Here is a 23,483-nt window from a genome sequence, read left to right as displayed (position 1 = left end):
GACCTGAAGGCCCTCCGCGTGAAGGAGCTGTCGAATGCGAAAAGCCCAAGCTAACGAGATCGAACTGTTCGCCGCAGCTTTGCTGCGCTCCGTTGAGGAGATGAAGCGTGGCGAGCATGCGGTGGTGCACACGCCCGAGAAGATCGCAGGTAGGAAAGTGGAAGCTCTAGGTGCAAGCGAATCAGGCTACCGCTGGATCAAGCTGAAGAAGCATTGCGAAGTCACCGGCGACACGCCCGACGCCGTGCACGCCAGGCGCCGCAAGCGGATCTGGACGGACGGTGTGCAATGCCGCATTGGCCCGGACGGAAACATTTACATCAACCCAGAGGCATACAACAGGTGGATCGAAGGCGCATCAACTGCGGCGCCCGTAGATCGATAGAGGATTGCCCTTTGACATCACCCATGTTCCTCACCGATGCCGAGATCGCCGAGATCTGTGCGCCGTTGAAGTCGTCCGCTGCGCAAAAGCGCTTCCTCCGTGCCTTTGGCATGGTCGTGAACGAGAAGCCCAATGGAAAGCCGCTGGTGGTGCGCTCGCATGCGGAGTGGGTGCTGAGCGGACGGATCGGTCCAAACGCCGCGCCCGCGTTCGACCCTCGCACACAGCCAAACGTTGAGGGGATGCTCGAGCATCTGAGCAAGAGAAAGCTGAATCGACCGAAGAAAGAGACTTGAGGCGAGAACGGCATGCCGGGCCAGCCAGCAGCGCTGCAGCTGCGCCGCAGGGTACCCGGTCGACCAGGTCGGCCCGCAGTTCGTACCCGCCGAATTCCTATCCACCCAACCCTTTTGCAAGCGTAGCTGCGTAGTAGCTCAACTCGTCGGCCAGTTCGTGGACGGAACTGCGCCAACTACTGCTCTTGGGGCTCGTATTCGTGGGGGCGCGCATGCCGATGTGCGCCGCACGCAGCGCTGCCTTGAACGTCGCGACGACCCAATCCTCTGCGTCAGGTGGCGGCCGACGTTCGACTTCTTTGAGTCGGCTCGCGAGGCCATCCTTCAGCGATTTGTATTCCGCCTTGGCGCCTTCTTCGTCTGCACGGTTGCCAACAACATCGGCGCCCCACTTCAACAGCGCATTTGCCCGGTCCTCAAGCCGGCGAAGCTCCTCAAGCAGTTCCCTCATGCCCTCTCCTCGGTGTGAGCCACCAGTATCGCGCGGCATCGGCACTCGCCCCTCATTCGTGCCCAGTGATGCCCATTCGTACCCAGCATTTCTGAGGGCACCTATGGGTACGACTGGGCATAAGTGGCCGCAGCGATGGCGTTGGCCGGACCGACACCGTGCGGGCTGTCCTGCGGGCATTGGGTGGAAATCCCCCATTGGTCGAGCCTGCTAGATTCGGCACATGGTCAAGGTCACCTCAACCCAAACATGTCGCCTGGTCAACGGCCGGTTCGTCGGGCCGACGCTAGCCGATCCTGGGATGGACGCGAAAATTGAAGAAGCCCAGCGCCGGCTATTCCCAACGCGTGAGGCGACTATCGAGCACTTCCACAAGCGCGGCGTACTCACGCGGGGTGGCAAGCTATCGAAGGCATTTGGCGGGTAGGCCATTAGGCCCAGAGCGCCACCTCACCCGCCGTAGGTCTTGGTCAGGCGCCCATGTTCGTCGGCGATGCCGACCTTACGCAAAAACGCACGAGCCGCATCCGGGCTGCTGGTTACTTTTCGCCTGAAGTCTTCGAGGGCATCCGCATATTCCGGATCCGCCAGGGTGGGCGTCCGACCGACCCGTCCGACGGTGAAATGCGGCACTGCCGGCTGGTTTGGCAGCACATCACTCTTACATTCGCGGGAGAGGCGTTGGAGCATCGTGATGCGATGGTGCCACGAATGGCTGCCGGCCGGCGAACGGGTGCGGCGTCTTCTCCCCGATCAGGTGATGATTCAGCGCCACGACGGGCCGTTAGCGGTGACTTCGGCCCGTGCGCTGCATCACCTTGTCAAATGCCGCTGGCATAGTGGTTTGCAATTCTGTGCAAACTGCGTTGTTCGAATTCGCAGCCGCTCGACGCGAAGGAGAGATCCGATGGATGCTGATTATCTAGACAAGCTGTCGGCCGGGGCGGAGGTGATCCCGTTGCGGCGCGCAGCGTAGTGCTGGCGTGGTGCGATGTTTTCTTTGGTCTGTGAATACTGCGGAGAGAGGTTCGAAAGACCTCGAGAAATTGATCACAGGCGCCTAGTCAGGTTTTGTTCTCGGTCTTGCTCCAACTTCGCTCCGACTCCTTGCGGAAGCCCTTGGACGGCGAACCACACAGCATTGTTGCTCGCCGTGGCTGCTAGCTGTACTGATTCGCAGGCGGCTGAGCTATTTGGTCGAACAGAACGAAGCGTCACCGCTACGCGGTACAAATTTGGGTTGAGCAAGCCTTACCCTGCCGATTTTGCCGCGTACTCGGAATGCGAAGACGAGATGCTGGTTGATCTCTACCCTCACATTTCGACTACCGAGCTTGCTCAGCTTATGGGCAGGACCACGTCCTCCGTCAGAGGGCGGGCAGTAAAGCTCATGCTTTCTAAAACGACCAAGAGACTGATCGAGGCCCATAGTGCGCATTTCCTCCTCCCGCGAGAGGTCCGCGACCTTATCGCCATCAACCGGAAGCTGAAGAAAGGGCTTCGTGATGAAGAACATCGCCGATCTGCGAGCAAGCTTGTTCGCTGAGTTGGATACCCTGAGCGGAGGGGCACCAACGGAAGCCGACATAGACCGCATCCGTCTTAAATGCGCGTTGACTGATCGCATCATCGACTCCTTGCGCGTCGAGGTGCAATTGGCCGCGGTCATGCGCGGTGCACTCGACGTGCCGTTCATCGAAAGCCAGTCCGGCGAACGCAGAAGCGACGGCAGTCCTTCGCAGCAGATACCGAGCGTCGCAAGCATTTCACCACTCTCAGCGCTAGAGCGTGCCGCTCAGGTCCTTGGAGGCGGTCCACCTGCCAGCCACCCTTGGCGAAATCGCGTTCGACACGATCAGGACTGAATAACTCAGGGGTTTTTCGGGTTGCATGGAGTGATTTATGGGTTTACCATAAATCCCATGAACGAAGTTAAACCCAACTCATCGGATGAGGCACAAGGGCGAGGAAGGCCGCGGCTTCCAGAGGGCGAGGCGATGGTGCCCGTGATGGTGAAAATGAAGCCTTCCCAGAAGGAGAAGCTGCAGCGCCTCGGCGGCGCCCCTTGGGTGCGCGAGCGCATCGACAAGGCGAAGGAGCCGAAGGAATGACCCATGGCTAAGAAGAAGACCGACAGCACGATTGCCGTGAATGAGCGTCGGGAGAGGCTGGCAACTGCGCGTTTGGAAAAGCGCGAAGAGATCCTCGTGGAAATGCCAGAGTTAAGCCGCGTGGCACAGGCACTCCGCGAATTGGGCGAGTCCGCTCAGCACGCGGTCGTACGTCGCGAGATCCTAGCGCTCGCTGAGACCATCCAACGCTCGCTTGATCTCCGCCAGCAGGAGGCCGGCATGCTGGCCGGACCGGGCCTCTCGGAATTGTTCCTGCCCCTCGGTGTGGCAAATCGCTTGCAGGAGGCCGGCATCCGGACGGTGCAACAGGTGCGCCTGGCACTCGCAGATGGTGGCTCCGGGCTCCGGCGCTTGCCTTCCGTTGGCGAAGCCGCGTGCGATGTTATCCACGCGCACTTAGAAGCTCTCGATGCTGGCGAGCCGCCGCCGCCAAAGACTGAGATCCGCAGCAAGAAGTTCACCTTGACCAAGCGCGAGCAGGTACTGGCCGAAAAGATGGGCCTGTCGGCTGAACAGGCTGGCGAATTGCTGAAAAATGCTCATTGAGCGCAAAGGACCGGCACCGAACGAATAGCGCCGCGCCTCAGGGCGGCAATACGGGAATTTCCCGCATTTGAATCTGAGGCAGAAAAGGCGACGGCCCAAGGTGGTTGCACACCGAGGACCGTCTAACCACAACGTGCTTACTCTGAAAGGACGCACACCATGGCTACGAAGATTATCGGGCAGCGCACCGCCGCGCCCCAATCCATCACCATCAGGGAGCTGCCTGTAGGCGCACGCGCCTTGCTCGTCGGCATCGACAGCGAGACCGGGCAACTCACAGCTCGCTCCCTCGTCACGGGCGAGTCGGTGCTAAACATCGAGCGCGATCTGCTCAAGCACCTCAACGAGTACGCGCACGCCACCGCGTGGCTCGAAGTGCTACGCGACTACTGCAGCGCTCGCCCCGTTGCCGAGGCCAGGGCCCGCGCCGCCGGCCGCTTCATTACACCCAGCCCGCGCATGGATTGGGACATGACCTCCATCATCGCGGCTCGGGAGGTGAACAATGGTTGATCACGCACACACCCCTTTCACTGCGCCCACGGCCACGGCGCCGCGGACCGCCGCGACGATTCACGCTCACGCGCTTTCCGTTCTCGAAGAGTGCATTTCCGAGCAGGACAAAATCTACGCTGGCGCAGCGTGGTGCGGCACCAAGTTTCCAATCGAGCGACGCCTGTTCACCGTAGTCGAAGATTCGGGCTCGGATCGCGTGTTGTTCGGCATGCTTGGCAAGCTGATCAACGAACTGGGCCAGGCCGCGGGCAGCGACTACTTGGAGGGGCCGAGCCATGTCTGAGGTCACCATCCGCACCCGCCTCCACCCAGGTGTCAGCTTCATGACGCACGGGCCCGGCTTCACGGACGCCAACCTGTTCGATGTCCCAGACGAAGAGTACTTCGAAGGATCGCTGACGGGCATCAAGGCAGCGTGGGAACTGCTGCACGCTGCTTCGAAGGGGGATTTCGACGCGGATGGCGCAACGGCCGTTCTGCGCAATGCCTTGCAAGAGGCTGCCGATGTGCTGGCCAGCACCAAAAAGAATCTGGACCCGAGCCGCCGCGGGGCTGCCGTTGGCTTCCTCGACGCGATGGCTGGTGCACTTTCTGCCGCTGTGAAAAGCTGGGATTTCAGGCCGACGCTGACCCGCGACATTCGCGGATATGAGCAATGCGCTGCCAGCCTGGTCGACGACATGAAGACCTCCAATGCAGCATTCATCGAGAGCATGGGCGGCAAGCCCGTCGCCAAGCGGAAGGCGGTGGCACATGTCTAAGGCAGCATCGCCCACGTCGAGCCCCGCGCGGGCGCCGGTGACCTCGAAGACGCGATTTGTTGAGGGTGGCGAAAGGTCCGCTTACATGGCGCGTGAATGCACCTACAACATCGAGCCGTTGGCCGACATGCTGATTCGGCTTGCGGAAGATCAGAAGATGGCGACTAACCTTGAAGACGCGCCGCCGCCCGCGGTGCTGCGCATGCTCGGTTGCCGCATCAAGGAACTGAATTCAGTCCTCATGAGCTACTTGTCCGACGACGGGATCACGATGGATGACGCACACGCGGTGCTCTTCCGCGACGCCACCCACTTCGAGGATGAGGTGGACCATGGCTAAAACCGCCCCCGCGTCCGTCACACGGCGCTTTCTACCGCAGGAACAAGCAACCTTCGGACTTCTGCGCCAGATCGGCCGCTGGCGGCTCTGGCGCTCGCAAACGATGGCGCATGAGATTTATGGTCAGCCGTGCGGTCCGCGGGTGCAGTACCACATTACTTTTGGCGGGGAAGCGGATCTCATGCTGATGCCACGCCTCGAAGATGCGATGCTCAATTTCGAATTGGCCGCGGCGAAGGTGATCCATGGCTAAGGCCCACGTCAACGCAGAATCGCCCGCTGCCGCCGGACACCGTGATGCAGTGTTGTTCGGCCTGCACCTGGTGTTGGAGATGCTCTATCCAGCACCGGAGTGCCGTACAGGCGGCCGCGCGTTCCGGCTTGACGCCACCGACACCGAGCACATCAGCGACCTGCTGTTGAAGGCTCGAGCGGTGGTGCGGCGCGCGGTGGTGGTGCCCCTTGCCGCAGAGGCTGGCGCCGCGAGCGCTGCGCGGGCCGACGAAGCGCTGCAGCGCCTGCTCAGACCCCATGCAGACGATCGGGAATCGATGCTCCCGGAAGAGCATCGCTCCGCAGACGGTGAAGGCGGTGCGTCATAAGCATGGCACTATTGATCGCTGCGCCGATGGGTGCCATGTATTTGCCTCAGCTAGGCCGACAGGCCGAAGAGCGGGAGTCCTTCACCCGCCTGCAGAGGCTCCCCATCGAAGGGCACCGGAAGGGATGCACGTGAACCGTTTTGATAGGGAAGACGCGGAAGCGATCTTTCGCCGACTTCTCGAGCGTGCCGACGAGCCCCTGCTTGAGGTGGGAAGTGACGGGGTGCGCATCCCGAAGGCGTTGCTTCGAGACAGCGACGCCCGCCCGTTCCATTGGTCCCCGGCTTGCGAGGTCGACGGACCAAATGCACCAAACCCGTTGGTGGTGCCGAGCCTGCCTTTTCCCTTCGACGCGTCAGAACTTGCTGCGTTCATGGTCGACGGGGTCGGAGCGCATCTCGGGGCGCACTTCGGGCCCTGGGAAGATGGGCCCGATGCGCATCTCGTCGACGAGCTTGGCGATATGGCGACCCGAGCGAAGCAAGCACTACGCGAGGCCTACACCGCCTATCGGCGGGCCGCAGAAATCGTCGGGCCTCGGCCAAAGGATCTCGAGTGGAAAGCACAGCTCATTGCCGACGAACTTCGCGCCCAGAATCAGATGGAGAACATCTGGGTAAAGCTGTACGAACAAGGTATCAGCGACGAGGAGCGCGAGGCTCGGCGCGAACGTGCGCGTACTGCCGTTGCTGGTTTGAAGGCTGCTAGCGCCCATGCGGCCGAAGAGGCCAGCGCGGCGTATCGGCGCTGGCGAAAAGCCATCGTGCAGTTCCTTTTGCGGTCTGCTGGCGTGGGATCTGGCTTACCCCTGCGGCGGACAGGGATCGTAGATCGGGCTTGGATCGAAGCCACCAAACTCGTAGGACGAAATTTCACCGAAGACGAGATTGAGGGCGGTTGGCCCGAGGCCTTGGAGCCGCACAGGCTTGCCTCCCTTCAGTATCCCCGCGATCCTGTTGGTCAGAGCTACCTTAACAAGGCTGCAATTGCGGCTTGCAAGAATGGTGATCTACGCTGCACAGCGTTCGAGCATGTAGACCATTTCCCGATTCACGATGGGAAGGAACAGGTCGATGTTTGGGTGGACTACCTGATAAGTGCCAACGAGTTTGCGAATTGGTGGTTGGCAAAGGGTGAGGTTCCTGCGGTGCATGTCGCGGCCTGGTTGTCGGCTTGTGGCGTCTCTTGGCGCGAATCGACTGAGTTGCCTGCAGAGGGGCAGAGTGCAGGGCTCGATGCAGCGGACGGGGACGGCATGGGCGTGTCGCGGGGCAGCTCGCGAACATGGTGGGATATTGCGGGCCCGCACATGGTCTTGATGCTCAAGAGCGGGCAGTTTGCTACCGCGAAGGCGCTCTATGCCGCGCTGCATGAGGAGGCCGACGCACCCTTGTCACCTTTCGACAAAGGCACAGGCCTGCACAAGGGCAGTCTGTTTGTACGAGAAGGAAATCAACCGCTCTCGTTGAAGACGGTTCAAAACAAATGGAAGGCGCTCCGAACAGCGGCGTCTGGCAACTAGCCCGTTCCCACAGTTCCCCAGGGAACCGGAAAGCGCTCCAGGGAATGTAGGGAGTCAACACTAGCGAACCATCACAACTACGCCGGAAGGCTAAAGGATGGTTCTCCATGGAAGCCGCAACTCACCCGACCGCAAACGCTCGCCCTGCCGGTCTTGGCTCTAAAAAATATCCACCGCTCGAATTCGAGGGACGCCCCGCGGTCGATACCGCTGCAGCGGCCCACTACTTGAGCCGACGGCCTCAGACTCTTCGCGGTTGGGCGTGTCTTAACAACGGCCCGATTCGCCCGATCCGTGTGCACGGTCGCCTTGCCTGGCCGGTCTCCGAGATCCGCCGCCTTCTCGAGGTGTCGGCATGAGCACCGCGAACACACAAGAGCGGCCGCGCCTCTACCGCCTCGCCGATCTCGCAACCTCCACTGGCAAAGCTGGGCTACTGCCCGTCAGCCCCGCCACGATTTGGCGATGGGTGCGTGAAGGGCGCAACGGATTCCCGAAACCGTTCAAGCTCGGCGAATCCATCACAGTATGGAACGGCGAGGCCGTCGACGCTTGGATTGCGAAACGTGCGGGAGGTGTCTCGCAATGACCTCCAAAAAGAAAACCCCGCCGGTTGCAGCCGTCGGGGTCCTCAAGAAAACGCAGTCGAGCCTGAAGTTTAGCGAGAAGAGCACGCGCACGGAAGCTCAGCAGCTCCGGATCATCGCGGCCCTTCGGAGTGGTCCCAAGACAACGGATAACCTCCGTGCCCTGGGCTGCTACCAGGTTAGCGCGCGCATTCACGGCCTTCGCCACCGGTGGGGCTACGAGATCACGACCGACCTGTTCGACGGCTACGCGGCCGATGGGTATTCGCACGCCCGCATGGCCCGCTACACGCTCATCGGCGAGCCGGAAGGAGCGGTTGATGCATGACACGCTTCAAACCCAAGGCCGACCCGCGCGGGGGGCACGTCCGAATCTACTGGGCGTTGCTCGACTCGCCCGCATGGCGCGCCCTGACGCATGCGGATGTGCGGGTGTACCTCGCTATCCGGCGACGCCTGGGCAAGACCAACAATGGCGACATCAGTGCCACGCTGACCGACACGGCGCACCACGGCATCACAAGCAGCTCGACGCTGGCGGCCGCGCTTCAGCGGCTCGAATCGCTCGGCTTCATTGCCAAGACCAGGCAGGGCGGCATTGCGATGGGCGGGAAGGTTTGCAGCCTCTACCGCTTCACCGACGAGCCGACCTTCGACATGTCCAAGATCGATGTGAAAGCCGCACCTGCGACGAACGAATGGCAGGCCTTCACGTCGATCGCGCATGCCAAGTCTGCGCTCCGGCCGCTGCCCATGAAAAACACATCGAAGGTTCGACCATCGAAGCACAGTGCTTCGACTATCGAAGCGGAGAGGCCGTTTTGTGCTTCGACTATCGAACACGAGAGCACTTCTGTGCTTCGATCATCGAAGCGGAGAAAAGCGCCCTCAACGGTCCCGCAACCCGCATGAATGCTGGCAATTCGGCTCTTTTGTCGTGCTCGCGCCGAAAAGTGGCCTCCGCTTCGACTATCGAACACCTATGCAGTATTGCCATCCCTGCGCTGCAGATTGAGCGCACAAAGGGAGTGACGGCATGACCGGCGCCGTTCAATGGGAGCCGCAGTTCGACGCCTGCTCAGCTGAACAGGAACGGCTGGCGCTGCAGTTCTGTTTGGAGATCGCGGGCGAGCGTGGCGGGCCCGGCAGCTTGCCGGATCCTGTTCGCCTGTTGGAGATGGCTGAGGCCCTGTATCGGGCCGAGCGCGAGACCTACGGCGCTGGGGTACCGGCATGACGACCGAGACCATCAGCGGCTGGGTCGAGACGATCCCGGCAGTGGAAATCGAATTGATGTCGAACGGCAATGTGCGCGTGACCGACAAGTCCGATTCGCAGCAGGACTATTCGGTCGACCTGCACCCGATCCATCTGCGCTTGGTCGCCGAGAAACTGGGGCTCGTGCGCGACATGTCCGCGACTGAAGCGGATGCGCTGCGGGTGGTCGATAGGCTGGGCCGCCGCCTCCGCCTGCTGCAAGAGCGCATCGATCACCTCGATAACTACCTGGTGACCTGCAGCGATCACGGGCATGCGGACCTAACTTACGAGATGGCCTTCAGCGCGGCCACGCTCGACCTCGTCACCGAGTTTTGTCGCGAGCTGGATGAATCGGGTGCAGTGGTCACGCCGCGTCACACGTCGTCACGCGTGACGCGGCGCGACGAGCGCAAGGCCGTGCCGGTGGAGCAGCTCGACCTTGGAGTCGGTCATGACTGAAGCACCAAGGCCCCCTTTGGTGAAGGCATGGGTGAAGGGCTCGTTGAAGGCTTTCGGGAAGCCTTCGGGGAAGGGCCAGGGGGATTCAAAACCCCTTTGCTGGCCAATCAGGTGCATCCGTCCGGGAGCCGTACCCCACATCGGGATGGGAGCCAGACGGGTGCTTGCCGGCGGCGCACCGTCTATTGCCCTTCACGAGAAGGTTACCGCATGACGGCGTGCACCAACCCACCGGGAGGCCTGCGCCTGCGCGCGCCGCATGCGCAAGCCCTCACAACTCCGCTTTTCCCAACGAGCCAGGCCGGCGGCCGGGCGTGACTTTTCAACCAACCGAGGCAATCCATGAACGCCACTCGATCCCCCGCCGCGCAAATGCTGGCAACTCTTTCTGGTCCGACACTCGCGCGCACCAAGCGCCCCGAGATCCAGCGCCTCGCCGATGGTGGCCAGGTTCGTCATCCTGCTGAGCCCAAGGCCCCACGCGCGCCACGCATCGGCGCGGCGCTCATCCTGTCGACCATGCCAGCCAGCCACGCCAAGGCCAAGACCATGGAGCAAGGAGGCGCGATCCTTGGGCCTGGCACACCCACCAGCGACTCGGTGCCTATCTGGGCATCGAGGGACGAATTCATGCTGCCGGCTGACACGGCCGCGGCAGTCGGCAAAGAGAACCTGCAGGCGCTCGTCGACGCCACGCACACGCCCACCGACAAGGCGCGCGAGAAGATGGGCCGGATCGCTCGGGCGGACGGTGGTCTTATCGATGACCAGCCGGGTGCTGTGACCCGCGTTGGCAATTCCTACTCAGGTGGCAACGTGACGGGTGACATTTCGATCAACGGCCAGGCCCCAGGCGGCACCGTGAGCACCATCGACTCTTTCCGTGCGCCAGCACCACCGGCCGCTTCGCCGGTACCGGGCGCGCCCGCAGCAGTCACGCCCATCGCGCCGCGGCCTGCCGCATCCCCAACGTCTACGCTGCCCAGCGCGGCGGCTGCGGCACCTGCGCCCAACAGCATGCAGACGGGCGGGCAAACCAGCTGGATCGGTCGGCCGCAGCGCCCGAGCGGCGCGGACCAAATCCTTGCCGCGCTTGGTCAAGCGGGTCAGCGCATCCAACCCGCGCCAGCGCCACGGGCACAGGCGCAGCTCGCTTCTACGAACAGACAGATCTTCGCGAGTGGCGTACTGGGCTACGCAGACGGCGGCGAGATCGATGACCCGCGAAAGCCGGCGCCCCTGCCGATGTTCGCATCTCCAGATGCTGCCGCACAGGCTCTCACTGGCATGGCCGCTGACGCACGGAGCAACATGGCTGCCGACGTGCAGATGGCATCCCTATCGCCCCGGGCCGCCGCAGCGTCCGCGACGCCCCAGCCTTACGTCGCCGAGATCCCGCGCGGCCGCTACGAGTCGGCGGCACCGTTCCCCGCGCCAGCTCCGGTACCGGCTGAGCAAGCTCAGGTTCGGAGCATCGACAACGCCATTGGCGCGGCGCCTGTCACGTCGCCTGCAACTGCAGCGGCACCGGCTGTGCAAGAGGCTCCAGCGTCGTACCAGGGGGCCGGCTCGGTCGGGTTTGTGTCCGGCGGCGTCTCTGCTGCGGATCGACTCTCGCAGTTGAACCGAGACATCGCCTTCGAAAAGGACAAGCAGACCTGGCGCAATCCAAGCGATCCCACGCCCGGCGTGACCATCATTGACAACGCCGCATCCGAGGCCGACCGCCGCGCCCAGTTCAACGAACAGGCGAACCTGGGCAACGCGCTCGCGCGCACCTCATGGTCGCCACGCCGCGGCACTCAGGTGAACGATGCAGCTGTGGCTGCTGCAATGGCGCCGATCGACGCCCGTGCTCGGATGGCGCAGCTGACCGTCAAGGAGGCCGGCGACACCCAGCGCGCGCAACTTGCCGAGCGCGGCACCGATGCTCGAGCGCGCATGGCGGATGTGCGCCAACAGCAAGAACTTGGCATCAACAAACAGCGGCTCGCGCTCGATACGCAGAAGGTCGCCCTTGACGCCAGCCGCGATGACCGTCAAGTCACCGCGGCCCTGACCGAGCAGGCGCGAAAGGGGCGTGTCGCGCAGCTGGACGAGCTGATCCTGGGCGGGACTCCCGCGCAGCAGAAGGCCGCAGCGGCGCAGAAGGCTGCGCTGATGGGCAAGGGGCTCGACGAGGCCGCGAAGACGGGCGAGGTGTCGACCGCCATCCGCAAGGAGTTTGAGAGCCTGCCCGAGGTCAAGAACTACAAGCAGGCGCTGCCCTCGTATCGCGGCATCGAAGACGCGGTGAAGCGCAATACGCCCATGTCGGACATCAACATCGTGTACGGCATTGCGAAGCTCTACGACCCGAACAGCGTGGTGCGCGAAGGCGAGTACGCGACCGTCGCCAATGCGCCGGGCATGCCGGAGCGCGTGAAGGGCTGGGCCAGCTACGTCGCCGGCGGCGGCAAGCTGACGGACGAGGTCAAGAAGCAGATCCTGACCGAAGCGAAGTCCCGGATGGGGACCTTCGACACGGAATACGGCGCTGCCCGTGATCGGTACGCGGAGATCGCCAAGAAATCGAGCGCGGATCCGTCGCTGGTCGTCCCGCAGGACTACAAGCCAGCGGTGGTTGCGCCGGCCGCACCAGTGGTTCCTCCGCAGATCGCCGAACTTCAACGCCGCGCCGTAAGCGATCCCGCTGTGGCTGCACGTCTCAAGCAAATGGGGTACTGAATGACTGATCCGATCGACTACTCGAAGCTCTCGACCGATGAGCTGTTTGCGCAGATCACGCCGCGCACCACCGGGCCCGTGCCGACGGACGCGCCGGCGCCCGTAGCTCTGGGGCCCGCGGTGTCGGCCATTACGGCTGACGCCGCTGTCACGCCGCCGACGACGAGTCCAATTGGCACCACCACCTCTGCACCAACGCTCACCGCCGCGCTCGCGGCTGGCAACACCGCCGAGCCGGACTATTCGAAGATGAGCACGGAGGACTTGTTCGCGTTGTTGCCGGCGGCTCCCACGGCCGCGCCGCAGCGCTCTGCGCTGGAGCGTTTCGGCCATGGTGTCGGCGTCGGCGTGCGCGGGTTGGTGGAGGGCGTGGCCAGTCTTCCTGGCCTGGTCACGGACAACCTCATCGCCAAGCCGGTCAATGCCGCGCTCGACCTGTACGACGAGAAGCGCACGCCGGCCATGTCGGAGTTGGTGACCGGCAAACAGCCTGGCTTCCGGCTGCAGCCGCTTGAGCAGGCCGCGGGCAACCTGCTGACCGGCGCCGGCGTGGGGCACGCGGAAAACGGCTGGGAGCGAGTCGCGCAGGACGCGAGCCGCGGTGCCAGCGCGGCACTGACTGGAGTGGGGGCCGGCAATGTGCTGGCACAGGCGGCGGGCCCCATCACGCGCGCGCTGGGTGCTGGCCTTTCTGCCGCCCCTGGCATCCAGGTGGTAAGCGGCGCTGCATCAGGCGCTACCCGAGAGGCCGGCGGCGGCGCTGTCGCGCAGACCGTGGCGGGGCTCGCCGGCGCCATCGCGCCGACAGCCGTGCCCTTCGCAGCCCAGGCGGGCCTGCGCGGTGCTATCCGCGGCGGTGAAGCCGGCCGTCAGCAGATGGCCGACAACATCGCTACGTTCGAGGGCGCTGCCGGAACCACGCCGACGCTTGGCCAAGCAACTCAGAGCCGTTCGATTCAGGGCATCGAGACGGGACTGACCAACGTCATCGGTGGCCACGGCATCATGGTGAAGAAGGCCGAGCAACAAGCTCAAGCCCTGCAGCAGAGCGTGCAGGATCTCGGTGAGCGCCTCGCTCCGGGCGCAAACGCGACCACCGCTGGCGAGGCCATCACCCGTGGCGTGGCCACCTTCCGCGACAACGTGCGCGAGACACAGCAGCGTCTGTACAACAACCTGGACCGCTTCGTCTCGCCTGACGCACCGGTCACGGTCGGCAACACGCGCGCAGCGATGGAGAAATTGAATGCATCGATCGAAGGCGCGCCGGAGATTTCCAAGTGGTTTGTGAACGGCCAGCTGTCTGCACTGGAGAAGGCCCTCGTGTCAGACCTCGAAACCGCGCTTGCTAAGTCGGCGCCTCCGGGATCGCGCAGCAGCTTGATGAACCCTGCACCCCCGAACCTCGATGCCGCCGCGCTTCCATTTGAGGCGGTCAAGCAATTGCGCAGCTTGGTGGGCCGCACGATGAGCGACACGAACATGCTGTCACCCATCGGTCGCAACAAATGGGCGCCGGTATACGCCGCGTTGAGCGAGGACCTGGGCAAGGCGGCCAAGGCGGCCGGCCCGCAGGCCGAGCAGGCATGGACGCGCGCGAACACCTTCACGCGACTCGCCAATGAGCGCATGGAGCAGATCTCCAGCATCATCAACAAGGATGCGCCAGAGCACATTTTCCGTGCTGCCACCAGTGGGCTGGCAGATGGCGGCACCCAGATTCGCCGGCTGATGAAGAGCATGCCCGTGGAGAACCGCCAAGAGGTTGCCGCCGCAGTGCTGCAACGCCTCGGCCGGGCCCGGAACAGTGCTCAGGACGAAATGGGCAGCGTCTTCAGCTCGGAAACGTTCCTGACCAACCTGGCCGCGATGAGCCCCGCCGCGCGCAATGCGCTTTTCACCAGCTCGGGCTTCCCGGGCCTGCAGCAGAGCATCAATCAGATGGGGCGCATGGCTGCGGTGCGGCGCGAAAGCTCGACGGTGTTCGCAAACCCAAGCGGCACCGCACGCCAGGTGGGGCTCGGTGGCTGGTGGCTGGAGCTTGGCAAGGCCATCGGTTCAGGCAACCCGGTGGGCATCGCGAAGGTGCTCGCGGTGCCGACGCTTGCGCGTGGCGCAGCAAAGTTGGCGACGAGCCCCGGCGTTGTCGAGGCGATCGCGAAGAGGTCGACCTTGAGCCCCGCAATCACCCCTGCTGCCGCAAGCGCTCTGGCCCAAGCGCCAAACGTTGAGCCGCGTAAGGACACCATCCTGGATGGCAGCCAGCCCTTCACGAACCGGATGAGAGCGGGGAAGGCCGCAAAGGAGGCAGGTGGCACCGTGATGCCCCACCCACGGGGCGGCTTCTATGTGCTTCGTCCGCTGCAGGAGAGGAGCGCGTCAGTGGAGTAGTTCGGCTACCCAACTTCCGATGATGACCACCAAGAGGATCAGGCAGAGCACACCCCACAGGACGTGCGCGAGCATGTTCCGGTCTTCCTTGGCGCGCTTGTGCCGGGCGTGCTCTGCCAGCAGCGCCGGCACGTCCTCACCGGTGAAGTTCTTTGGGTCTCTGGCCATTGGCGGAATGTAGCAGGCCGATGGGGAACATCAACAGCCCCCAGTAGGGATTGGGGAAATGCTGCCAATGCGAAGAATGACAAGCCTTATTCAAGCATTTGAGGCCCGCACCATGACCGCCAAGAGCATCGTTCCGCTGGAGCAGGAGAAGCGCGCGGCTTTGCCCACCGCGGAGGCCGCCCACCACCTCAGCCGCTCGCCGGCCACCCTGCAGCTGTGGGCATGCAAGGGCGGGCCAGTGACGCCGCTGCGCGTGGGCGGCCGACTCGCTTGGCCCGTCGCCGACATCAAACGGCTGCTCGGCGTCGCCGCCTGAGCGCTCCTCATCACACACCGACGGTCAGACCTCACCCATCTAGCCGCCTTCAATCCGGGTGCTTTTTCAAGGATCATCACCATGCACAACGCCAAATATCGCACTCCCACCGAAGAGAGCCTCCCGGCTTCGCTGAAAGGTCCCTTTCTCGAACGTCAGGACTCGATCAGAAAGGGGATCGAACTGATGATCGCGGAACACAGGCGCGGCAATTTTGCGGAAGACGGGACGATCAACATCGGGAGGCTGACCGCAAATCTCGGTTTCCAGGTGTACGACCGGGAAGTAGTGCCCATGCTTGCCGAGATCCGCGCCGAGACAGCGAAGGTGTGCAGCCCTTCTTGATTGCCATCAGTGGGCCTGCGGCTCGGTGACGGCCCAGGCTTGCTGGTATCCAAGCGCCTTGGTATCCGCGCAGGTATCCATGGTTTCCAAGGCGAAGGTTTCCAAAGCGGTTTCCACGGCGAAGAAGGGCACGACCCGAAATGCGATCGGCGATGCAAGAAAACCTGAGAAAACCTGTAGCGGCGGAGCACCCCAATGCCCTTTGACGGCACCGAATCGATCGCGCATCGTCCTGCCTATCACAGCACCGAGCAACACCTAGGCATGAACGTGACCACCACCGACGCTCAGCCGCTCCAGATGGCCGGCCCTGCTCAGACCGTCACCAAGCCGCGCGTCCGAAGGGGCGTCGGGACGCTGATCTATCAGACCATCGTGGACTTGAGCGAAAGCAATAGGGTGGCCACGCGCCAGGTGCTCATGGAGTCACTGGGCCTGAGCTATTCCATCGTCGACGACCACGTGAAGCGGATGATCGAGGATGGCCGCGTTCGGCGCGTGGCACCCGGCATCTTTGAGGCTGTGCTCGAGGCGCCGGAGGATCGAGCCATCTCCGTCACGCACTTGCCGGGAGGCGGCGCCAAGATAGAAATCGGGGACCTCTGCGCAGACCTCACCCTGCGCGAGTTGCGCATGCTTGCGATGGCCAGCGGAGGAGTGTTGTTCGCGTTCGGGCGATAGGACGGGCCGCGCCCGGAGCGGCTTCAAATCGCCGGGGGATTGCCCAACACTAGAAGCGCTCGGCCGCCGGCAGCGAGCTGTTGACGATCAGGCGGAGCATGTCGGGCTCGGAAATCACGCGCCCATCCTGCACGCCGCCGCCGGTTTGAAGGGGGTAGCGTTTGGCGACCCCCTTGCAGTGCGTAGCGATGGCATCGCTTACGTTCACGTAGCCCAGAGTGGCCGCGACATCCTTGCCGACAAAGTACGGCTCACCATCGATTTCGAGCGCGCGGATGCTGGTGCCTTCGACGTTGTAGGGAGCCCCTCTACCTGATCCCCTGTGGGGCGAGCCGTGACCGAAGTAGCAGTGCCGGAGGCAACCGGCACGGGCAGATGCCGACGGATACCATGTTCGAATGACAGCACCCAACACTCTTGGCATCCTCCACGCACCATCAATCCCCATGTCGCCTGGCATACCGAACCAAACTAGGGTGACGTTGCCAATCGCAACCGTCGGGCCAGCAACGCTCTTCGTTGAGATATCAGGTCTCGGAAATCCGCTTGGGTCCGCCACTGGATTTATTTATTGCAAGAACGATGCTGAGTGGTTCCTTCTCACCAATCGCCACGTCGTGACTGGCAGGCATAACGAGACGGGAACGTGTCTCGATGCCAACGCATGCATTCCAGATACCCTACACATCCATCATCACAACGCAGAGAAAACGGGTTGGGTGGTGAGGACCGAATCGCTGTATCACGATGCCGATCAAACTCAACCGCGGTGGATCGAACATCCTTCGCTTGGGCCAAGGGCGGATTTCGTCGCACTTCCACTTAAAAACCTCGCAAATACCCAGACGCTTTCCTGGGGGATCGATGAGGTCGCGCCGGTGGAGCAGCAGTTGGCGCCGGCCATGCCGATCAGTGTCGTCGGCTTTCCCTTCGGCATTTCGTACGCTGGTCGAAACCCGATTTGGGCGACTGGTTTTGTTGCTACCGAGCCCTCACTAGATTTCGACGACCTGCCGTTGTTGCTTGTTGATTGCCGTGCGCGCCCTGGCCAATCCGGCTCGCCGGTGGTCAAGCACGTCGTCGGGCAACCTGCAATGCTTACCAATGGCACCACTCAGTTGGCCTACTCGGGCACGTTGTTCATTGGCATCTATTCCGGCCGCATAAATGAGAAGTCGGATCTGGGTTTCGTTTGGAAAAGGTCCGCGGTCATTGAATTGTTGAAATCGCTATAAGCCAGCCCCACTGGCCGACCATCGAAGCCGACTACCGAGCCGGCGTAAAGAGCGTGCGCCGGATCGCCCGAGAGCACCGTTTCTCAGAGGGCGCCATCCGCAAGCGGGCGGAGGCCGAAGGCTGGATGCGTGACCTCTCCGCAGCTATTCAGGCCAAGGCCGACGAGTCGGTACGCAATGAGGCAATGCGCACCGAGGTACGCACTGCGAACCTGTTTCTACCGCTTGGGGCGCTGGGCCTTGAAGCTGGCCCGCGAGGCCGAGGTTCGGCTGCGATGTTCTTCATGTCATCGGCCCGACCGCATTGGAGCGCAAACTTTCGGATATCCTGAAACAACTTGTACGGAGTGCGCTACGCAGCAGTGCGCGTCACCTGAGGGGGTGATTGACCGTCCGAGAAGTACCGATCGTCCACGTCGAACCAGAAGGTTGCCGTGGATGGTCAGGTACGAAAACCAAAAATATGAGGAGGGTGCAATGAGGTCTTTGGCTGCGCTTCGGCGTATACGCGTGTCCGTGTCATTTATTCGATTCATCGCGCTGGTTGCAATTGGGTTCCTGAGTACGCATGCTGGAGCGGATCTCCTCTACAAACGCGAAGTTGCCATTAGTCCACTGCATCTGGTGATCGAGCAAGTTTGGTCGAACGCTGCTGAAGCAGAGGTGGAATGCAAGAAATTGGCCTTGCAGCGGTTGGTGTCCCCAACTGAGTTCGGGAATTGCAGCAAGGTTGGGCTTGGCTGGGATCAACAAGGTGTTTGGAGCACAGTCTTATGGTCGGGGGGGTATTTCACATGCGGGAGACCTTGTCAGTTCAAGCCCGATTACATGTATGTGCTTCTTCGCTTCCTTGCTTGTGAGCCAACATTCACACCTCAAATTCCCGCCGCAGGCGTCGACCCTGTTGCCAACCGTGTCCTCTGCATTCAGCGCAATCTCCCCGCTGAACGAGCTGAGCCCGCGCCAAGTTGCAAGAGATCGACTGCTGGCCAACAGACCCCATACCCTATTCGTCCAGCAACGGGCGAGAAGTACAGAGACGAGATGGATTGGAGCGACTCCGGTCCTGCCGCTCTGACGCTGTCGCGTATCTATCGCAGCACCTGGGGAATTGAAACTTCACCGCCGTCGGTCGGTTTGGGCCAAGTCTGGTCCCACAACCATGTTGTGCATTTGTCAGCTATGCCGTCTGGTGCACCGACCGCTGTAGCAATCACCAGTTCTGAAGGCTATACCCGCAGCTTTGTGCTGTCTGCGGGATCTTCTGCCTGGAGTCCGAGCAACAGCGCGGACACCCTGATCCAGACATCAGCGGGCGGGTGGGCATACAAGCGTGCTGACGACGATAGTGTCTTCAACTTCGATGGCGGCGGAAAATTGCAGACGAAGACAGAACGCAATGGAAGGACGAGCGCCTACACCTACGATACAGCGGGTCGTCTAGCCTCAGTAACCAACGCTTTCGGCCGAACCCTGACCTTTGCCTATAACGGAGGCGGTCAACTCGTTTCAGTCACAAGGCCCGATGGCCGCCTGATCAGTTACGCCTACGATGGCGGCGGTCGCTTGGGCTCTGTTCTTTACCCGGATGGAAAGACCCGCAGCTTCCTCTACGAGAAAGCCTATTTCCCTCAAGCCTTGACCGGCATCGTCGATGAAGCGGGGGTACGTTGGGGGACCTTTGCCTATGACGGTAGCGGTCGTGCGGTATCCAGCGTACTCGCAGGCGGCGTGGCGGGTTATCAAGTCAGCTACCCGTCTATCGGCATAGCCACCATCGTCGATCCGCTGAGAACCAGTCGAACCTACAGCTATGCGAACAGTGCGGGGAGGTTGGCTGTGACTGCTGGATCCTCTCCCTCGGGCGAGGATGAGTCTGACGCCGCCTCTCGCGTACAAGATGCGAACGGCCTTATCACCTCTGAGACCGACTTCAAAGGCGTCGCCACCACCACGGCGTGGGATGTCACCCGTCGGTTGCCAATCAATGTTGTGTATGCCTCCGGCACCCCCGATGCCCAGACTGTGACCACTCAATGGCATGCGACCTTTGCGTTGCCTGTGCTTGTGACGGAAGCAGGTCGCACGACCGCCTACACCTACGACACGTTGGGCAATTTGTTGTCGAAGACCATCACGGATACGGTCACCAACAAGGCCCAGCTCTGGCAGTGGACCTACACCGCCCAAGGCTTGGTGAGCACGCAGACGGAGCCCAACGGCGCAGTCACCAGCTACACCTATGACCTCCTCGGCAACGTCCTGACGTCCACCAACGCCTTGGGTCATGTCACCAGCTACAGCTACGACACCGCCAATCGCGTCGTCAGCACCACTGCTCCCAGCGGCCTCGTCATCACCTACACCTACGATGCCCGCGACCGCTTGTTGACCCAGGCCGTCGGCGGCCAGACCACGACGCTCACCTACAAGCCCTACGGCACCGTCGAGACGATCACACTGCCCACTAGCCTCGTCCTGACCTACACCTACGATGCCGCCCATCGCCTCACAGGCTGGAGCAACAACCGAGGAGAGAGCGGCACCTACACCCTCGACGGCATGGGCAACCGCACCGCCGAGCAGATCAAGAACAGCGCGGGCAGCGTCGCGTGGAACACCGCCCGCACCATCAACAACATCAACCGCCTGAGTGCCAAGACCGAAGGCCCGAACCAGACCAGTTCCTTCGGCTACGACGCCAACGGCGAGTTGACCCGCACCACCAACGGCCAGAACCAGAGCACCCAGTACGGCCTCGACAACCTGCGCCGAGTCAAGGCTGTGACCGATGCAGCCAACGCCACAGCCACGCTGAAGTACAACGCCCTCGATGCCGTCACCGAAGCCAAGGACTTCAAGGGCGTAGCCACCGCCTACACCCGAGACGCCCAAGGCAACGCCACCACCGAAGCCAGTGCCGACGTGGGCAGCGCCAGCACCCAGTACGACAACCTGAGCCTGCCCAGCCAGATCACCGACGCCCTGGGTCAAGCCACGACCATCACCCGCGATGCACTGGGCCGCCCCACAAGCCTCGTCTTCGCCGACGGCAAGACCACCACGCTGCGCTACGACCTCGACGCCAACAGCAAGGGCTATCTCTCCGAGATCGTCGACCGCAGCGGCACCACCGAATACACCCGCGATGCCTTCGGCCGCGTCACCCTCAAGAAGCAGACCCTGATCAACGGCAGCGTGCAGCAGGTCAGCTACGGCTACAACCCCAGCGGCACGCTGGCGAGCATCGGCTACCCCAACGGCGCCACGCTCACGCACGTCTACGACGCTACTGGCCGTCTTATGGGTCTGAACTGGAACGGCAACCCTCTCGTCACCGGCATCGCCTGGAACCCGCTGGGCCAGCCCACCGCATGGACCTGGGCCTTCGCGAACCCCGCCGTGGCCGCCAGCCGGGTCTATGACACCGCAGGCCGCCTGACCACCACCGAGTTCAGCAGCTACGTCTACGACGCTGCAGGCCGCATCACCAGCCTGACGCAGAACCTGTACCAGCCCGGCGATACCGACCCCACGCACAGCACCATCTCCCTGGCGCCGCAGACGTGGGGCGTGGGCTACAACAACGTCGGGCGCATCACCAACTTCAATGCCACGGGCAACACCGCAGGATTCGGCTACGACGCCAACGGCAACCGAAACAGCAGCACCCGGGCCGCCAACGGACTGAGCACCAACCGCACGTACACGGTGGGCGCTGCGAGCAACCGGCTGACAGGCTTCACCCAGAGCATCAACGGCGCGAGCAACACCAGCGTCACCTACGGCTACAACGCCAACGGCGACCTCGTGAGCGATGGCCTGCGCAGCTACACCTACGACGCCGAAGGCCGCCTCGGTGCATCGACCACCGGTGCCACCGACGTCAGCCCAACCACGCGTTACGCGCACAACGCACTGGGGCAGCGGGTGTTCAAGACCGAGCCGCTGTATCCGCCGAGCCAGGGCAATGCGGCTGATCCGGGATTCATGCAGAGCCTGATTGCCTTCTTCACCAAGTTGTGGAACCCGACCACAAGCCAAGCTGAACAACTGGGCTATGCGTATGTCTACGACGAGCAGGGCACATTGATCGCCGAGGTGGGCAGCGGGGGCACGAACAGTGCGGGGCAGAGCCAGTACATCTACCTGCCCACGGCCAATGGGCCGATGCCGATTGCAGCCATCGTCAACGGCAACACGTTTGCGGTGCACAGCGATCACTTGAACACGCCGCGCAAGCTCACGAACGCGGATGGGCGAGCGGTCTGGCAATGGAGCTACAGCGCGTTCGGGGAAGACAAGCCGACGCTGGCAAGGAACCGCTTCGCCAATCCGGAGACGACGCCGAACCCGGGCAGCACGAACCTCTCTGAGGTGAGGTTCAACCTGAGGTATCCGGGGCAGTATGCGGATGAGGAGTCGGGGCTGTTCTACAACTACTTCCGCTCATACGATCCCAGAACCGGTCGCTATCCTCAGGGCGATCCCATTGGTTTGCGTGGTGGATGGAATCGCTTTGGCTACGTGGGGAGCAACCCGCTCGGCTTCACAGACCGTAGGGGACTTGCTCAGGACTGGACTTGCTACGTGCCGGGTGGTTGTGTTGCTAGTCCGCCGCCGTTGGTCGATCCTGACGGTCTACCGATTTCGCCACCTGGAGTTTCGTGGCCGCAACCTCGGCAGATTTCACCCTTGGATTTCACGATACCGGGATTGATCCGCGACCTGTGCAAGGGGATCAGTGACCGGATGTTATCGACGCCATCCCCCTTCCTGCCTGGTGATCCATACTCACCCGAGTCAGTCGATGGTCGTCGTAGCAGGCTACGGGATGCATTGGAGACAGGGAACTTGGATCCTGACTCACCGATACCGGATCAAGGTTCCGGTCGAGACATGGGAGGCCACGAAGCGCGTGGTCGGACGCCGCACGACACAGGTGAAAGAAACGTGAACAGTCGCGAGGAGCACTCCATCAAACCCAAAGGAAATAATGGACCACGTCGTTAACAGAGAGGCCGCAAACTGGTCCATGCCGGCCGCTAGTGGCCGTGCCCAGATTAGATGTGCATTCGTGGCGCACTCGCAAGAACCCGGTGCGCTCGTATGCGGAATCGAGGCGAGTGGGGAGTTTTGGCCGCGTGGGCAGGGCGACCGGAGCGCGGGCACTGTGACTGATTTTCACGTCACGTTGCCGCAGGTCTTGATCAACCTCGTTTCTTTGAAATCACTTCGTGAGCGACTTGTCGAATGGCAAGTCAATCCAAGCGCCTTTACCTTGGAGCTTGGGCTCTTGGGAAAGGGCGGGCAGCGAATCACGTTTGCTATCGGTCGTGATGAAAACTTGATCTACTCGGTCGACAAGCCTGCATGCACACTGACGTATGCATGTGGCGCCGCTATGCAGGGACGATGGTCCTTCGTGGTTGACCAATCGTGCATTCGGCTTTGCGCTGAGGGTATTGGTGAGTTTGTCCGCTCGATTGAATCTGAGCCTGCTTGATTGTTCTCGGGCCCAGCCTCCCCGCTGGGCCTCGCTCTTCTCACCGACCGAACAGCGTCCGAGCAATCGACGATCCGAGTAGCCCCGTCAGAAACGGATGGCGTTCGACCAGCTTCTTGCCCTGTGCGAGCGCACTGGAAGTAAGGGGCTGGCCATCCCATCTTGAACACCCGGGCGCTGGCGGTAACGATCCTGTCCACGAAGGAATAGATGGACATGATGGCAAACGGTCAAGAGGTGCGTCGGCGCCGGTACAG

At 62.4% G+C, this 23,483-nt stretch carries 30 protein-coding genes; 25 read left to right on the top strand and 5 right to left on the bottom strand.

Annotation, left to right across the window (positions count from 1 at the left end; translation table 11 throughout):
- Positions 1-34: 34 nt before the first annotated feature.
- Entirely contained in the window at positions 35-385 is a 351-nt protein-coding gene (locus ACSFB7_RS26035; protein WP_435475246.1) for a hypothetical protein, read from the top strand.
- Between the two features lie 23 nt (positions 386-408).
- A complete protein-coding gene (locus ACSFB7_RS26030; RefSeq protein WP_435475245.1) occupies positions 409-681 on the top strand; it encodes a DUF4224 domain-containing protein in 273 nt (90 codons plus the stop codon).
- Positions 682-778: 97 nt separating this feature from the next.
- Here ACSFB7_RS26030 and ACSFB7_RS26025 read toward each other — a convergent pair whose 3' ends face one another.
- Both ACSFB7_RS26025 and ACSFB7_RS26020 read right to left on the bottom strand, forming a co-directional pair.
- Positions 779-1,132, bottom strand: a complete 354-nt coding sequence (locus ACSFB7_RS26025) for a hypothetical protein (protein WP_435475244.1) — start codon at positions 1,130-1,132, stop codon at positions 779-781.
- Positions 1,133-1,582: 450 nt separating this feature from the next.
- The gene (locus tag ACSFB7_RS26020; protein WP_435475243.1) at positions 1,583-1,822 is read right to left on the bottom strand and encodes a hypothetical protein; all 240 of its coding nucleotides are present in this window, start codon (positions 1,820-1,822) and stop codon (positions 1,583-1,585) included.
- Positions 1,823-2,637: 815 nt separating this feature from the next.
- Between ACSFB7_RS26020 and ACSFB7_RS26015 the strand changes: the two genes are divergently transcribed.
- The 17 genes from ACSFB7_RS26015 (at position 2,638) to ACSFB7_RS25935 (ending at position 14,975) form a co-directional block, all read left to right on the top strand.
- On the top strand, positions 2,638-2,997 hold the full coding sequence (locus tag ACSFB7_RS26015; protein WP_435475242.1) for a hypothetical protein: 360 nt from the start codon (positions 2,638-2,640) through the stop codon (positions 2,995-2,997).
- A gap of 57 nt (positions 2,998-3,054) precedes the next feature.
- Positions 3,055-3,243, top strand: coding sequence for a hypothetical protein (locus ACSFB7_RS26010; protein WP_435475241.1), 189 nt, complete (start codon positions 3,055-3,057; stop codon positions 3,241-3,243).
- A gap of 3 nt (positions 3,244-3,246) precedes the next feature.
- Positions 3,247-3,810: a hypothetical protein gene (locus tag ACSFB7_RS26005; protein ID WP_435475240.1), complete on the top strand. Its 564-nt coding sequence runs from the start codon at positions 3,247-3,249 to the stop codon at positions 3,808-3,810.
- A 159-nt stretch (positions 3,811-3,969) separates the two neighbouring features.
- Positions 3,970-4,323: a hypothetical protein gene (locus ACSFB7_RS26000; protein ID WP_435475239.1), complete on the top strand. Its 354-nt coding sequence runs from the start codon at positions 3,970-3,972 to the stop codon at positions 4,321-4,323.
- A complete protein-coding gene (locus ACSFB7_RS25995) occupies positions 4,316-4,609 on the top strand; it encodes a hypothetical protein (RefSeq protein ID WP_435475238.1) in 294 nt (97 codons plus the stop codon). The genes ACSFB7_RS26000 and ACSFB7_RS25995 overlap by 8 nt, the downstream gene beginning before the upstream one ends.
- Positions 4,602-5,087: a hypothetical protein gene (locus ACSFB7_RS25990; protein WP_435475237.1), complete on the top strand. Its 486-nt coding sequence runs from the start codon at positions 4,602-4,604 to the stop codon at positions 5,085-5,087. The genes ACSFB7_RS25995 and ACSFB7_RS25990 overlap by 8 nt, the downstream gene beginning before the upstream one ends.
- Positions 5,080-5,427 carry a hypothetical protein gene (locus tag ACSFB7_RS25985; protein ID WP_435475236.1) on the top strand — a complete coding sequence of 116 codons (348 nt, stop codon included), beginning with the start codon at positions 5,080-5,082 and terminating at the stop codon, positions 5,425-5,427. The genes ACSFB7_RS25990 and ACSFB7_RS25985 overlap by 8 nt, the downstream gene beginning before the upstream one ends.
- The gene (locus ACSFB7_RS25980) at positions 5,420-5,680 is read left to right on the top strand and encodes a hypothetical protein (protein WP_435475235.1); all 261 of its coding nucleotides are present in this window, start codon (positions 5,420-5,422) and stop codon (positions 5,678-5,680) included. Before ACSFB7_RS25985 ends, ACSFB7_RS25980 begins: the two co-directional genes overlap by 8 nt.
- Entirely contained in the window at positions 5,673-6,029 is a 357-nt protein-coding gene (locus ACSFB7_RS25975; RefSeq protein ID WP_435475234.1) for a hypothetical protein, read from the top strand. Before ACSFB7_RS25980 ends, ACSFB7_RS25975 begins: the two co-directional genes overlap by 8 nt.
- A 130-nt stretch (positions 6,030-6,159) precedes the next feature.
- Entirely contained in the window at positions 6,160-7,551 is a 1,392-nt protein-coding gene (locus tag ACSFB7_RS25970) for a hypothetical protein (RefSeq protein ID WP_435475233.1), read from the top strand.
- Between the two features lie 355 nt (positions 7,552-7,906).
- Positions 7,907-8,140: a helix-turn-helix transcriptional regulator gene (locus ACSFB7_RS25965; protein WP_435475232.1), complete on the top strand. Its 234-nt coding sequence runs from the start codon at positions 7,907-7,909 to the stop codon at positions 8,138-8,140.
- Positions 8,137-8,466, top strand: coding sequence for a helix-turn-helix domain-containing protein (locus ACSFB7_RS25960; RefSeq protein ID WP_435475231.1), 330 nt, complete (start codon positions 8,137-8,139; stop codon positions 8,464-8,466). Before ACSFB7_RS25965 ends, ACSFB7_RS25960 begins: the two co-directional genes overlap by 4 nt.
- Positions 8,463-9,050, top strand: coding sequence for a hypothetical protein (locus ACSFB7_RS25955; protein ID WP_435475230.1), 588 nt, complete (start codon positions 8,463-8,465; stop codon positions 9,048-9,050). The genes ACSFB7_RS25960 and ACSFB7_RS25955 overlap by 4 nt, the downstream gene beginning before the upstream one ends.
- Before the next feature lie 124 nt (positions 9,051-9,174).
- Positions 9,175-9,375: a hypothetical protein gene (locus ACSFB7_RS25950; protein WP_435475229.1), complete on the top strand. Its 201-nt coding sequence runs from the start codon at positions 9,175-9,177 to the stop codon at positions 9,373-9,375.
- Positions 9,372-9,857, top strand: coding sequence for a hypothetical protein (locus tag ACSFB7_RS25945; RefSeq protein ID WP_435475228.1), 486 nt, complete (start codon positions 9,372-9,374; stop codon positions 9,855-9,857). The genes ACSFB7_RS25950 and ACSFB7_RS25945 overlap by 4 nt, the downstream gene beginning before the upstream one ends.
- A 342-nt stretch (positions 9,858-10,199) precedes the next feature.
- Positions 10,200-12,584, top strand: coding sequence for a hypothetical protein (locus ACSFB7_RS25940; protein ID WP_435475227.1), 2,385 nt, complete (start codon positions 10,200-10,202; stop codon positions 12,582-12,584).
- Complete coding sequence (locus ACSFB7_RS25935; protein WP_435475226.1) at positions 12,585-14,975, top strand: TrbL/VirB6 family protein; 2,391 nt, start codon at positions 12,585-12,587, stop codon at positions 14,973-14,975. It abuts the gene before it with no gap.
- Here ACSFB7_RS25935 and ACSFB7_RS25930 read toward each other — a convergent pair.
- On the bottom strand, positions 14,964-15,143 hold the full coding sequence (locus tag ACSFB7_RS25930; protein ID WP_435475225.1) for a hypothetical protein: 180 nt from the start codon (positions 15,141-15,143) through the stop codon (positions 14,964-14,966). The genes ACSFB7_RS25935 and ACSFB7_RS25930 overlap by 12 nt on opposite strands.
- Positions 15,144-15,255: 112 nt before the next feature.
- Between ACSFB7_RS25930 and ACSFB7_RS25925 the strand changes: the two genes are divergently transcribed.
- Complete coding sequence (locus tag ACSFB7_RS25925) at positions 15,256-15,459, top strand: DNA-binding protein (protein ID WP_435475224.1); 204 nt, start codon at positions 15,256-15,258, stop codon at positions 15,457-15,459.
- Between the two features lie 81 nt (positions 15,460-15,540).
- Positions 15,541-15,804 carry a hypothetical protein gene (locus ACSFB7_RS25920; RefSeq protein WP_435475223.1) on the top strand — a complete coding sequence of 88 codons (264 nt, stop codon included), beginning with the start codon at positions 15,541-15,543 and terminating at the stop codon, positions 15,802-15,804.
- Between the two features lie 6 nt (positions 15,805-15,810).
- Here ACSFB7_RS25920 and ACSFB7_RS25915 read toward each other — a convergent pair whose 3' ends face one another.
- Positions 15,811-16,032, bottom strand: a complete 222-nt coding sequence (locus ACSFB7_RS25915) for a hypothetical protein (RefSeq protein ID WP_435475222.1) — start codon at positions 16,030-16,032, stop codon at positions 15,811-15,813.
- 36 nt (positions 16,033-16,068) lie between these two features.
- Between ACSFB7_RS25915 and ACSFB7_RS25910 the strand changes: the two genes are divergently transcribed.
- Complete coding sequence (locus ACSFB7_RS25910) at positions 16,069-16,485, top strand: hypothetical protein (RefSeq protein WP_435475221.1); 417 nt, start codon at positions 16,069-16,071, stop codon at positions 16,483-16,485.
- 49 nt (positions 16,486-16,534) lie between these two features.
- Here the strand turns inward: ACSFB7_RS25910 and ACSFB7_RS25905 are convergent, their stop codons facing one another.
- Positions 16,535-16,900, bottom strand: a complete 366-nt coding sequence (locus ACSFB7_RS25905; RefSeq protein WP_435475220.1) for a BRO-N domain-containing protein — start codon at positions 16,898-16,900, stop codon at positions 16,535-16,537.
- A 67-nt stretch (positions 16,901-16,967) separates the two neighbouring features.
- On the opposite strand from ACSFB7_RS25905, the gene ACSFB7_RS25900 reads away from it, so the two are divergent.
- The 3 genes from ACSFB7_RS25900 to ACSFB7_RS25890 all read left to right on the top strand — a co-directional run bounded on the left by ACSFB7_RS25900 (position 16,968) and on the right by ACSFB7_RS25890 (position 23,226).
- Positions 16,968-17,720 (top strand): trypsin-like peptidase domain-containing protein, encoded by a 753-nt coding sequence (locus tag ACSFB7_RS25900; RefSeq protein WP_435475219.1) that lies wholly within the window; start codon positions 16,968-16,970, stop codon positions 17,718-17,720.
- A 516-nt stretch (positions 17,721-18,236) separates the two neighbouring features.
- Positions 18,237-22,733: an RHS repeat-associated core domain-containing protein gene (locus tag ACSFB7_RS25895; RefSeq protein WP_435475218.1), complete on the top strand. Its 4,497-nt coding sequence runs from the start codon at positions 18,237-18,239 to the stop codon at positions 22,731-22,733.
- A 160-nt stretch (positions 22,734-22,893) separates the two neighbouring features.
- Positions 22,894-23,226: a hypothetical protein gene (locus tag ACSFB7_RS25890; protein ID WP_435475217.1), complete on the top strand. Its 333-nt coding sequence runs from the start codon at positions 22,894-22,896 to the stop codon at positions 23,224-23,226.
- Positions 23,227-23,483 lie beyond the last annotated feature (257 nt).

The organism is Variovorax raffinosi, assembly GCF_051216615.1.
Classification (GTDB): Bacteria; Pseudomonadota; Gammaproteobacteria; order Burkholderiales; family Burkholderiaceae_C; genus Variovorax.
Note: the sequence above shows the minus strand (reverse complement) of the source record. Positions and strands in the feature narration are given on the sequence as shown.